Source organism: Pristimantibacillus sp. Z349TD_6 (assembly GCF_056173205.1).
Map to the genome: position 1 here is coordinate 4170325 of NZ_CM149662.1, position 12418 is coordinate 4182742.

The 12418-nt window shown below is 42.9% G+C and carries 9 protein-coding genes; all 9 read right to left on the reverse strand.

Annotation, left to right across the window (positions count from 1 at the left end; translation table 11 throughout):
- Positions 1-150: 150 nt before the first annotated feature.
- Complete coding sequence (locus tag AC0VYE_RS18170) at positions 151-1701, reverse strand: ABC-F family ATP-binding cassette domain-containing protein (protein WP_475442483.1); 1551 nt, start codon at positions 1699-1701, stop codon at positions 151-153.
- A gap of 86 nt (positions 1702-1787) precedes the next feature.
- Positions 1788-3407: a serine/threonine protein kinase gene (locus tag AC0VYE_RS18175; RefSeq protein WP_475442484.1), complete on the reverse strand. Its 1620-nt coding sequence runs from the start codon at positions 3405-3407 to the stop codon at positions 1788-1790.
- Positions 3408-3554: 147 nt separating this feature from the next.
- A complete protein-coding gene (locus tag AC0VYE_RS18180; RefSeq protein ID WP_475449631.1) occupies positions 3555-4586 on the reverse strand; it encodes a glycoside hydrolase family 88/105 protein in 1032 nt (343 codons plus the stop codon).
- Between the two features lie 35 nt (positions 4587-4621).
- Positions 4622-5458, reverse strand: a complete 837-nt coding sequence (locus AC0VYE_RS18185) for a carbohydrate ABC transporter permease (protein WP_076265830.1) — start codon at positions 5456-5458, stop codon at positions 4622-4624.
- Positions 5459-5460: 2 nt separating this feature from the next.
- On the reverse strand, positions 5461-6360 hold the full coding sequence (locus tag AC0VYE_RS18190) for a carbohydrate ABC transporter permease (RefSeq protein ID WP_076265829.1): 900 nt from the start codon (positions 6358-6360) through the stop codon (positions 5461-5463).
- Between the two features lie 102 nt (positions 6361-6462).
- Entirely contained in the window at positions 6463-7800 is a 1338-nt protein-coding gene (locus AC0VYE_RS18195) for an ABC transporter substrate-binding protein (protein WP_475442485.1), read from the reverse strand.
- A 116-nt stretch (positions 7801-7916) separates the two neighbouring features.
- Positions 7917-9473 carry a response regulator transcription factor gene (locus tag AC0VYE_RS18200; RefSeq protein ID WP_475442486.1) on the reverse strand — a complete coding sequence of 519 codons (1557 nt, stop codon included), beginning with the start codon at positions 9471-9473 and terminating at the stop codon, positions 7917-7919.
- Positions 9466-11220, reverse strand: coding sequence for a sensor histidine kinase (locus AC0VYE_RS18205; protein WP_076265826.1), 1755 nt, complete (start codon positions 11218-11220; stop codon positions 9466-9468). Before AC0VYE_RS18205 ends, AC0VYE_RS18200 begins: the two co-directional genes overlap by 8 nt.
- Before the next feature lie 137 nt (positions 11221-11357).
- A complete protein-coding gene (locus AC0VYE_RS18210) occupies positions 11358-12374 on the reverse strand; it encodes an SAM-dependent methyltransferase (protein WP_076265825.1) in 1017 nt (338 codons plus the stop codon).
- Positions 12375-12418: the final 44 nt, after the last annotated feature.

Sequence of the window (12418 nt, forward strand, 5' to 3'; positions counted from 1 at the left end):
CATATCTTCTTCTATAAATACGGTTAAATTTATCATAATGAAGACCTATCACAAATGCAAGCAAGCCGATCTACAAGAAGAGTAGACCGGCAATTGCCACGGAGGGTGTTTATCTTCACGAAGATAAAGGATATTAAGCAAAAACCACTCCTAGTTTTGCATCGACCAGGCTTCCACATCCCATGTTTTGGTAGCCATATCCTCGTAAAATTCCGGTTCATGAGATACAAGCACAACAGTTCCTTTATAAGCCTTAAGAGCACGCTTCAATTCCGCTTTAGCCACAACGTCCAAATGGTTCGTCGGCTCATCGAACAGAATCCAGTTGCTCTCGCGCATCATAAGCTTGCAAAGACGAACCTTCGCTTGCTCGCCACCGCTGAGCTGATTAAGCGAACGTGTAATATGTTCATTTTTCAAGCCACAGCGTGCAAGGGCACCACGAACCTCTGATTGGGTCATGAAGGAGAACTCATCCCATACATCCTCAAGCGGCGTCATGGTCGGAGCTTTTGCTTCTTGCTCAAAGTAAGCAGGATTTAAATAATCTCCCAAATAGGTTTTGCCGTCAAGCGCTGGAATTACGCCTAAAATGGTTTTGAGTAATGTAGATTTACCAACGCCGTTACATCCTACGATAGCAATCTTATCACCACGTTCAATGACCATGTCCATTTTTGGCAGCAATGGTTTATTGTAGCCGATGACCATGCCTTCTGCTTCAAATACAGTCTTGCCGCTCGTTCTAGATTCTTTAAAGTTAAACGTTGGTTTTGCCGCTTCTTCCGGTTTATCAATTCGATCAATGCGATCAAGCTGCTTCTCGCGGCTTTTGGCACGTCCTGATGTTGAAGCGCGTGCTTTGTTTTTTTGGATAAAATCCTCTTGCTTCTTAATAAAATCCTTTTGTTTCTCGTATGCATCGATGTGCTGCGCCTTGTTCAGGTCAGCCATTTCAAGAAATTTATCATAATTGGCCGAATAGCGCGTCAGCTTCGTAAATTCAAGATGGTAAATCACGTTGACCACTTGATTCATAAAGCTCGTTTCATGTGAAATAAGAACAAAAGCATGCGGGTAGTTTTTCAAATAGTTAGTCAGCCAATTGATATGCTCTTCATCCAAATAGTTCGTAGGCTCATCGAGCAGTAGAACACCTGGTTTTTCAAGAAGCAGCTTCGCTAGCAGTACCTTTGTCCGCTGACCGCCGCTAAGTGCAGTAACATCACGATCAAGTCCAATCGCATTCAGACCTAGCCCGTTTGCCATCTCATCAACTTTTACATCAATTAAATAGAAATCGCCGATCTCCAGCTCTTCCTGAATCTCACCCATACGTGTAAGCAGCTCATCTAATTGATCTGAATCTGCATCGCCCATTTGAGCTGCAATGTTATTTAGCTCTTCTTCCAATAGCAGCAAAGGTAAAAAAGCATCCTTCAGTACATCACGGATCGTTTTACCTGCTTCAAGCTTCGTATGTTGATCCAAGTAGCCGTAACGAACACGCGGTGTCCATTCGACCTTTCCTTCATCCTTCAACAGTTTGCCTGTTAAAATATTCATCAGTGTTGACTTGCCTGTACCATTCGCACCGACTAGGCCAACATGCTCTCCATCCAACAATCGGAAGGCTACATTTTTAAAAAGCACACGATCTCCGAACGTATGTGATAATTGCTCAACTGTTAACAAACTCATTTGTCTTTATCTCCATTCATATATGAACCATAGTTATAGCTTGTGAAATGTGTCGTTTTGCCCGTATCATTGTACCACAAAAATGGTCATTTTGTGTTCATTTCCTTATAAAGGAGCTGTAAAATGGGCGAAAGCGCATGATTTAATCGTTTATTTAAGCGCGATTCATCCGTTGCCCAGAGCCCTTTCCATTGCAAAGAAAGCAGCGTCTCTTCAGGAAGTCGCGGCACGATGGCTAACGGCTTGTCAGGAAATAAGGAAAGCCACTCATTCCGACCATGGTAGTTCAGATCCTTGTTGGCGATATAAAATAATTTTCCGCCTGTGGCTTTCATTTTTTGCTTCAAGTCCATTAGCAACATTAATTCGCTCGCTTGCCACTTAACCACAGCAGGATCACCAATCACAAATACGAAATGCGACTGCTTCAGCATGGATAAAGCATTAGACTCCTTCCATCTGCCAGAGAAATCGAATAGCTGGTACATAGTTGGTGAAGTCCGAAGCATTTGTGCAAAAGACAGAGCATCATATTTAGCATCATCTGAGCTAAGTTCAGAATGAAATGAAAACCAATTTACTGCTAAATCATTATGTTTATAGTGGGTATAACGTTTATCCTGTATAAGCTGACCAGACTGTACATAATTACTGATGCTTTTATGCCCAGATAACCATGCATGCCATTCAGGCCTAGAATCGTCGTATTCGACTGCTGCTATAGAAGCGCCTTGCCTTCCAAGCAGGACAGCAAGTGCATGCGTCAAAAAGGTAGATCCTGCACCTGAGGATAAAGATAATAAGCAGATCAGCTTCTGATTTGATCGTGTGTGGGGTTTGCTTTTTTGTTGATTCCAGAACACCTTATTGTCACTATCAGGCTCAGCAAAAACCTCTAGCGCTTTCTCCGCTTCAGCAATAGTTGCATATCGATATTGGGGATCGGGTTGAAGCAAACGTTTTAGCACAAGCTTAAAGGCTTTCGGAACGTCTGGCTTCAAAGATGCAAATAAAGCCGACTCCGCTATCCAGCCCGTTTTTTGATGATAAATACTTCCCTCACTAGCCATAAAATACAGCAGCGCACCGAGTCCATAAATGTCCGTTCGCTCATCGCTTTGCCCTGCTCCTGCTTGCTCCGGCGCTGCGAATCCATACGTTCCAAGCTGAGTAGTATCTTTATCCTTGCCAATAATATATTGGCGTGAAATACCAAAATCAATTAGTTTTACATTTCCTTTTTTGTCAATCATCACGTTTGAGGGCTTCAAATCACGATGAATAATTGGAGGCGTATGTTCATGTAAGTAACGAATCGCAGAGCATAGCTGTAATCCGATATCGATTATGTTTGTAAAGGTTTGCTGTGCTCCGTTTGAACGAATTAAATCTGCAATCGTGCAACCTTCAATTAATTCCATTACCAGTGCTTCGAATTGCAGCTCATGCGGAGGGAAGTAGTCGATCATTGATGGAAGCTGCGGATGCTCCAGCCTCATCATCATTTGTGCTTCTTCCGCATATTTCAGGCCCCCTGGCAGCGGTGCGATGACTTTCATTGCTCTTCGTTTATTTGCGAGCTTCAAATCATCAGTGGCGTAGACAACTCCCATGCCGCCTCGCCCAAGAATGCCAACAATTCGGTATCGATCACCCACCATAGATCCTATTGCATAAGGTGAAAACAACTCATCCGAACCTTCCATATCGATCCCTCCAGCATAAAATACGAACAAAAAAAGACATCCCGACGCCGTTTGTAAGTTACAAACCGCATCAGGATGCCTTCCTGATTTCCTATCTATTAGTGCTACTTTAACATAGTTATTAAACTTGAAACAAGCAGCATTTCATTAAAATACACGTTTCTTGGAATTCAACAGCTCCGCTAAAAACGCAAGCACAAGTCCTTGCCCCCAGCCTTGCACCCGTTTGTGAGCCACTTCACGATAGCCCTGCAAATCATTCATAACTGCTGTACCGGCTGATACATTCAGCACTGCGCCGTCTTCCGTAATTTGGCTCAAAATGCCTTCAATCGAACGCTGAATGTATTTGTTGTATAAGGAGCCAAATGCGAATAATCCCGTCGCAATTCCTGCTGAACCCGACGTTTCATGATAGGAGCTATCGTCGTTTAGTACCGTGTGCCATAGCCCATTTTCGGATTGCATACGCACTAATGTACTAAGCTGGTCTCGCATCGAGCCTTCAATAATCATAAATGAAGGATGCTGAACGGCTATATGCGGCAATGCCTTTGCCATTGTAAGAGCAGCCCAAGAGTTTCCACGTGACCAGAAGATCGAGGACATATGATTTTGTGCGATATTGTCCCAGCCATGATAGTAGAGGTTCGTAACGGGATCTTGTAAAAAATGCTCATGACCGTGATACTGCTTCAAGCCATCTTCCAAATAGTCGTTTCGTCCGAGCAAATGTCCCATACGCACGAGGAAATAACCCGCCATCATCATCGTATCCACCCACGCTTGCTCAGGAAAATTATATGTTTCTGAATTGACTGTGTGCTGGAAAATGCCATCTGCGAATCGTACCGCATCATTTTTTAAGTATTCGGCCATTTGAATGGCGACATCTAAATATTTTTGCTCGTCAGTTGCTTTGTACAATGAAATTAAAGCATGACCAATGGATACTCCGTTGACTGATAGCTTCGGCAAGCCGTCTTCCAGCTTCTCATCAATCCATTCCTGCAAAAGCTGAATATAGCGTTCATTCCCTGTTGCCTCGTACGCTTCCGCAACCCCATAGAAAGCAACACCGCCTGGCCAATCCCAGCTAAAATCCATTCTGAATGTGCGATCTACAACACGATCTATAACGTCCTTAATATGATTTTCGTCAAATTGAAGCTGTGGCATTTCCATCTACCTCTCCCCTATTTCATTTTGAATGTCTATTTCAAACCGCTGGTGCTGATACCTTCAACAATATACTTCTGAAATGCGAAGAAAATGGCGAGAACCGGAATGAGGCTGACGATCGACATCGCGAACATGGCGCCCCAGTTGGAGACGGTATCGCTGTCCAGAAACATTTTCAGACCCATCGACACAGGATACAAACTTGGACGATTCAAGTACAATACCGGTCCGAGCAAGTCTTCCCAGCGCCAGTAAAACGAGAAAATTGAAGCGGTAGCCAGAGCTGGAACGACGAGCGGCAAAATAATTCGGAAAAACAAGCGGAACTTCCCGCAGCCATCGATCGTTGCCGCTTCGTCAAGCTCATTCGGTATGGTCCGGATGAACTGAATGAGTAAAAAGATAAAAAACGGAATGCCGAAATATTGCGGGATAACAATAGGTTTAATTGAGTTTAACCAATGAAGCTTCGCAAACAAAATATATTGCGGAACGAGTACAACATCATGAGGAAGCATGAGCGTAACCATCATGATTCCAAACCAAAACGTTTTCCCTACAAAATTAAGTCTTGCAAATCCAAAAGCGATAAATGCAGATGATAATACAGCTCCGATGGTAGAAATAACAACGATTTCTAGAGAATTCATAATAAAATTGCCGAATGACTGACCTGCTATGCCGACCCAGCCTATTTTATAATTTTCCCAAATCCAAGGCTGTGGTATAAGTGAATCAGCCGTTGCGAAGATGAGATTGCTTTGCTTAAATGAACTCATTAACAGCCATAACACCGGGTAAACCATGACTAGCGCGAGCGCTGCGACAAATATGTGGTAGATCGGCCACTTCAGCTTTTTGAATGTCATGTTTAATGGCCACCTTTCGACTCGTAATGAACCCATTTTTTAGAGGTATAGAACAAAATCCCTGTTAGGATAGCGATAATAATGAGCATTACCCACGCCATCGCTGAAGCAAATCCCATATCGAAATAAACGAATGCTTGACGGAACAAATAAAGGGAATATAGAAGTGTACCGTCTAACGGACCGCCCTCGCCTTTTGAAATAATGTAAGCTGGAACGAAAGTCATAAATGCTCCGATCGTTTGCATGATCGTATTAAACAAAATGATCGGGCTAAGCATTGGCAAAGTAATTTTGAAGAAGCGAACGACTGGCCCCGCTCCATCCACATTGGAAGCCTCGTACAATTCTGGCGGTATATTTTTGAGACCTGCTAGAAAAATAAGCATCGACGATCCAAATTGCCAAACGGACAATGTAATGAGCATCCACAGCGCAGCTGCAGGTTCAGCAAACCATCTCACGCTATCTAAACCGAGTGCATTCAGAAAAATGTTTATAACCCCTTCGTCGCCGTAAAGGTTGCGCCACATAATCGACACGGCAACGCTACCGCCAATAATCGAAGGAAGATAATAAACGGTCCGATATAACCCGATTGCTTTCGAGGCTGTATTCAATATCATTGCAATAAATAAAGCAAAGGCCAATCTAAGCGGTACACCGATAAAAACGTATAAAAAAGTAACCTTTAGAGATGCCCAAAACTTCGAGTCATCAAAAAACATCGTCTGGTAATTCTCTAATCCGATAAAGGATGGTGTCGATAAGAGATCATAATCGGTAACCGAGAAATATAACGATGCGACAGCGGGTACTAAGGTGAACAATAAAAATCCGATAACGAATGGACCAATAAAGGTGTAGCCAACCAAGTTGTTTTTAAGTGATAGCGATTTCATCTTATCCAACTCCTATACGAAGTCTAACGTGCCAAAGCATCTTTATTTATGAAAAAGCGATGGTCGATCTTACGACCAACCATCGCTTCTACTCAAACAATATTACTTGTTTTTCTTAAGAATAGCGGTTGCTTCGTCTCTAAACTTCTTAGCTGCGTCTTCTGGTTTAATTTTGTTGTAGTTCATTTGCTCTGCAAGGCTTGTGAGCGATTTGAATACTTCTGCAGAACCGATTGGATCAGCTGGATCCATTGGTGAGCTGTTCGCTTCTGCCCAAGCAACATAATCGTATACTTGGATTTGTGCTTCAGTAGAAACTGCTTTTAACGCTTCTTTCACTTTAGAGGAAACTGGTACGCCGCGATCGCCTAAAATCAATTTGTTAGCTTCGATATCATTTACGAAGAAGCTGATAAATTTAGCTGCTTCTTCTTTCACTTTCGAATTTTCCGATACGGAGAAGAACATACTTGGCTTAAGGAATAACCCTTTAGTCATATTTGGACCAGCCATTGGAGCAATCGCTAGCGGACGGTTAGCCACTTGCTGCAATCCAACATATTGGTTCGACCATTGCCATACGCCAATGCCTTGGTTCAATACAAGGTGGCTGTCTTCTGCGCCTTTGATTTGAGCTAGAACGTCTGGTGACGGTACTGCACCATCGATAACAAGTTTAGCTAGCATCCCGAAGAAATCGGTGAATAGTTGATCATCCTCGTAGCCAAGGCCATTGCCTTCTGCGTTAAACAACGTTTTATCAAGTGTACGAAGGTAGTAGCCGAAGAACACTTCTGGACGCATACCGTTGTCAAAGAAAATTCCTGCTGATTTTGCTTTTGCAGCCATTGCTACGTAATCATCCCAAGTGTAGTTTTCAGGAATGGAATCAATGCCTGCTTTTTTAAGTAGTGCTGGATCGTAGTTAAACCCAAGAGCATTTACGCCAAGGTTCATACCGTATAGTCCATCGCCTAATTTACCGCCATCAATTGCGTTTTGACTAATGTCGCTTACGTCAATTTGATTGCCGATAAATGGAGTCAAATCAGCCAATTGTTTTCTGCCAGCGTATTGCGAATAGTTTTGCGTATCGATTTGGATGATATCAGGAAGCTCGTTTGCAGCTGCTTGAGGAGCAAGCTTTTTCCAGTAGTCATCATAGTTTGCATATTCCATTTCTATCGTTACATGCGGGTTTTTCGCTTTGTACATCTCAATCACTTTCATTGTGTAATCATGACGCGGCTGGCCGCCCCACCATGCGATACGAAGAGTGACCGGCTTTGCTTCTGCTGGCTCTTCTTTCACTTCGTTTGTTGATTTTGGTGCGTTGGTCGCATTTGTTGGTTTTTCATTGTTTGCGTTTCCGCCGCAAGCGCTTACGAGAACTAGTGCAAAAGCCATGAGCATCAAAAGCATTTTCTTTGGTGCTTTCATTGTGTTACGCCCCTTCCAGACTCTTTAATGTTGTTTACAAGCTTTATTATAGGGTGAATGTCGAATCGTCGGAATTAAAAAAACCGCTTTCTTTGTTAAAAAAACAGAGGTCGCCATTATGGCGACCTTTTGTATTCGGAAGGCGTGAACCCTGTATGTTTTTTAAAAACTTGACTAAAATATTGCGGGTTATCGCCAAAACCAAATTTCTCAGCGAGTTCAAAAACCTTCACATCACCAGTTTTCTCGATCTCTTCCATCGCTCGCTCCATCCTTAACCGAACAACATAATTTGAGAATTTTTCTCCCATTTCCTTCTTAAACAGCTTGCCTACATAATCTGCGTTCATGTATAAGATCTCACTCGCTACCCAGTTGAGCGATAGATCAGGATTGGAAATATGCGCTTCAATGACTTGAATCATCTTCTGAATAATGGCGGAATGCTTATTGGTGTGGGTATGAAAGTTGTTCAAGCAGATTTGCTTCGCGCATTCGGTGACGAATTGCTGCGTCGTTTTTAGTGTTGTAAATTGATCAAATCCGGCAATCTTAGTTAAATATTCATTGATTTCTTCAGGTTTGCCTTGCCTAACGATAGATATGTAAAGCGGTATGACATAAGATTTCGAGAGATGCATGTCCATCCGGCTGTCGGCAAGCATTTCGAAATAGTTTTGCAGCTCCTGCTGAACAAACGCCCAGTCTCCTGATTTGACATGCATGCAAAGAGGCTCTTCATCATAGATGAAAGGCTTAAGCGCATTATCATCTCCTCTTTCGACATCCTTCTGCGTTATGATGCTACCTTCGCCTAAATAAAATTGATAATTTAAGCATTCCAGCGTATCGCGATACATTTTACGAGCATCGATAATTTGACCAGGATTGCTGACGGCCACCGTAGCATCCAATTTGTAATAGGATGAAAACGTTTGCTTAATTTCATTCAATTGTACAAATAAAATGTCAGTTTCGTTAATCTCTTTAATGAGCAGCAGAACATGTTTACCTATCGTCGTACTGAGGAGTACCGTAGGTTTCCCGAGAACATCCTGAGCGATATTTTTGACCGCAAACAGATGCTCAAATTCAAACACACCCTCAATTTGAAACAAAATCAACTGAACCTTCTCATTGTCTACTGTAATATGAAACAGGTTGCCATAATCATCCCAATCACGCTGGCCATATGTTTTATTGGTAACAAGCTCCTTAAGAAATTGCTCCTTCGCGTGAGGAAGCACCTTTGAAAGCTCTTTCTGGATATGAAGCATGAAGCTCTCTTGCGTTTGCTGTTTCCTCAGCTCTGTTATCACCTCGGTTAGTGCATCCGTAATCGTATTTTCATTGCAAGGCTTAAGCAAATAGTGTTTCACTCCAAATTGCATCGCCGTGCGAGCATAATCAAACTCACTAAAGCCGGAAAGAAGAATAAAAACGATATGCGGGTAGTTTTCGTACACTTTTTCCACCAGCTGCAGTCCATTCATACCCGGCATTTTGATATCTGAGATGACGATATCCGGCATGTGGCTCTCAATAAAGGCCAAAGCTTCAAGTCCATTTCGCGCCGTTCCTGCCAGTTCTGCCTCATATGCATTCCAGTTTACGGTACGCGATATGCCTTCTACGATGATTCGTTCATCATCAACCAACAAAACCTTATACATGGGAATCCCTCATTTCATAAGGAAGCATCAGCTTCACTTTGGTACCGCCGTTTGGCTTGCTCTCTACCATTAATCCATATGCTTCGCCATACAGCAGCTTTATGCGATCTTCGATATTTTTTAAGCCTAAGCCGGAGCCTTTCGTCTGCACTTGTCCGCTTAATAGCTTCGTGACAAACTCTTCTTCCATTCCCGGCCCATTATCCTCCACTGAAATAAACCACAGCTCATTTTCCACATAGGCATGTATTTGTATTTTACAGGTGTCAATCATTTGTTCAAGGCCGTAATTGATTGCATTCTCAACGAGCGGTTGAAGCGATAGCTTTGGAATACTGCAGTTAAGCAGCTTGTCCGGGACGTCAATATGGAAATCAAGCCGTTCTTCAAAACGGTATTTCTGAATCGTGACATAGTGATTAATGATGTCCAGTTCCTTGCTAAGCGGGATGAGCGGCTCCTTCAAATTGATTGACGTTCTGAGCAAGGAACCAAGCGCTTCAACCATCTGAGAAATATGTGTTTGGTTGCTTAACTTGGCGGACCAGTTGATCGACTCTAATGTGTTGTACAAAAAGTGCGGATTAATTTGAGCTTGCAGCGCCTTAAATTCTGTATCGCGAATCGTAAGCTGCTTCACGTAATTTTCATGAATGAGCTCATTGATTCGTTCAATCATTATTCGGAAGTTTCGATGCATTTGGCCAGCTTCATCCATTGCAAGCGCTCTCTCATTCGGCTCTTCGATATATTCAAAATTGCCGAGCTGCACCCTTTTCATTTTAGCATTCAAGCGTTCAATAGGCTCAGTAATACCATTTGCGAAGCCAACTGCAATGAGGAGAATGACGATAAATAATATAGCAAAAATGATAATAATCGTATTTTTGACCTTCACAACACGGTCAAAGATGTCATCAAATGGGATCAGCGTATAATAAGTCCAATCGGTGTAGGTTGACGCTATATAAGTAACAAAATATTGCTTCCCCTCATAACGTATAACTTTGTAGCCCTCATTGCCAGGCAACGCAGATAAGGACTCCATGGAAAAAGCGGATGCTTCAGGATACACCGCTTCATTGTTTTTCATAATGACCAGCTTCGCGTCGTTGCTGTTCATACCTTTAGCGAGATCTCTAAACAGTTTGTTCATATCGATGCGAAGCGCTAAAGTGCCAAGATAGTCTAAACTCAGCTGCTCAAACGAACGCACTTCACGCGCAGCAATTAAGGACTTGTCGTTGCTGTAGGGGGCAATCCACGTATTCCCTCCCTTTTTCACTGCTGTTGCATTTTTGAACGCATCCAGACGGTCCTGGTAAATCGTTATCGAATTTGCACCAACCGCATATTCATTATCATTTACGTCATAAAGCTGGGCTGAAAGCACGTATTTATCAAGCCCGCCGATATTGACCATTCGTTCCTTCACCGTTAATTGCACAACATAGTTATCATAATCGGACAGACCACTCTTGATGGATCTCAAATAATGCTGGATCGTAGAATCCGTTGAAAGCATAAAGGTAAGCTTCTCCATCTTTTTCAGCTCATTTTCGATACTGAGGGATGACAAACTGAGCGCTTTGGAAGATTGCTTATAAATTTCCTGATCATAAAAATCAAAAGCGTATTGCTGAATGATGATAGCAAGCATAGCAACAACCAGCATGATGACTGATATCAACACAAACATTTTGTGTTTGATACGCAAATTCATATAAAGCGCTTTCAAGCTCTGCATCGGCCAAGTCTCCTTCAAGAGATTTACAGCTATTATCGATTTATTAGTGGTTGGAAGACATACTCATTCTTTGCAAGGATTGTTTGCTGGATTTGAAAAAAGAGCGCCCTCCTTTTCATTAAGGGGGGCGACTCCTGTTATTTTTTGATCAAATAAAGTGTGATTTCTTCTCTATTATGGAACAGCTGCTTAGCTTTTTGAAGTTTAAATTCTGTCGAAAGTCTTGAAATCACGTCACGAATGGTTTGAAGCGGTTTCCGGTGCATCAGCTTAACTGTAATGATGGCTGTTGCACCCTTCGTTAGTGCAGGCTCAAGATCGAGAACGAGCTTGCACATCATCATCGGACTCCAGCTCATATCACAGACTAGAAGCTGGAATGAATCGGGATTAAATTTCACTTCGGATGCATTGCGCTTTAAGTAAGTTAACGTAGGATACGCCATTAGCGATGGATGCAATTCAGCAGGATCGATGGCTGTAACCCGCAGGCCGCGCTCAAGTAAAAGGGATGTCCAGCCGCCTGGCGCTGCGCCAACATCAAGAGCATTTTGAAACTGTGCGTAATTTAGGTTGAATTCACGTTCTGCTTCAAGCAGCTTAAATTTGGCACGCGAGACTTGTCCTTCTTCACGTTGGAAACGAACGGCGCCGCCCGGCCAATCCGAGAGCATCTCCGATGGTGAACCAAAACCGACATAAAGCTGATTGATCGCCGCATAGATCGCAATAATAACGTCTGGCTGCTGTACAACTGGTTCCGCGTCAATCTCTTCAAGTACCGCATCTATCACCGCTTTTGTATCCGCAGCCGAATATACAAACTCCGATTTCGACGTACGTCTAATATGAACGGCTACCCGTTTATTTTCCAACGTTAATACAGCATTTCGAACCATGCTGGACAATTGTTCTAAATCATTCGCATTTCCAGTAATTTCAATCGTCCGATCCACCGGCTGCACATGGCGCAAAAAGATCGGCTCCTGCTGATGAATAGCTTGCAGCGTTTCTTCCCTTGTTAGCGGGCTCGTCATTAAAAACACTTCGCCTGCTGCCAGCTGTGTGAAGGCAACGCCCTCAATCAGCCTCCGAAGCTCCTCCATCGCATATGGTGCATAAGTTTGATTAGCTGTTCCGATCCATTGACTCACGTATGTTAAACCTCTTTCGTGTTATATTACCCTAGATCCCTAGA

Coding starts and splice junctions, on each gene's coding strand:
- AC0VYE_RS18170 (WP_475442483.1), bottom strand. CDS start 1,701: ATGAGTTTGTTAACAGTTGAGCAATTATCACATACGTTCGGAGATCGT.
- AC0VYE_RS18175 (WP_475442484.1), bottom strand. CDS start 3,407: ATGGAAGGTTCGGATGAGTTGTTTTCACCTTATGCAATAGGATCTATG.
- AC0VYE_RS18180 (WP_475449631.1), bottom strand. CDS start 4,586: ATGCCACAGCTTCAATTTGACGAAAATCATATTAAGGACGTTATAGAT.
- AC0VYE_RS18185 (WP_076265830.1), bottom strand. CDS start 5,458: ATGACATTCAAAAAGCTGAAGTGGCCGATCTACCACATATTTGTCGCA.
- AC0VYE_RS18190 (WP_076265829.1), bottom strand. CDS start 6,360: ATGAAATCGCTATCACTTAAAAACAACTTGGTTGGCTACACCTTTATT.
- AC0VYE_RS18195 (WP_475442485.1), bottom strand. CDS start 7,800: ATGAAAGCACCAAAGAAAATGCTTTTGATGCTCATGGCTTTTGCACTA.
- AC0VYE_RS18200 (WP_475442486.1), bottom strand. CDS start 9,473: ATGTATAAGGTTTTGTTGGTTGATGATGAACGAATCATCGTAGAAGGC.
- AC0VYE_RS18205 (WP_076265826.1), bottom strand. CDS start 11,220: ATGCAGAGCTTGAAAGCGCTTTATATGAATTTGCGTATCAAACACAAA.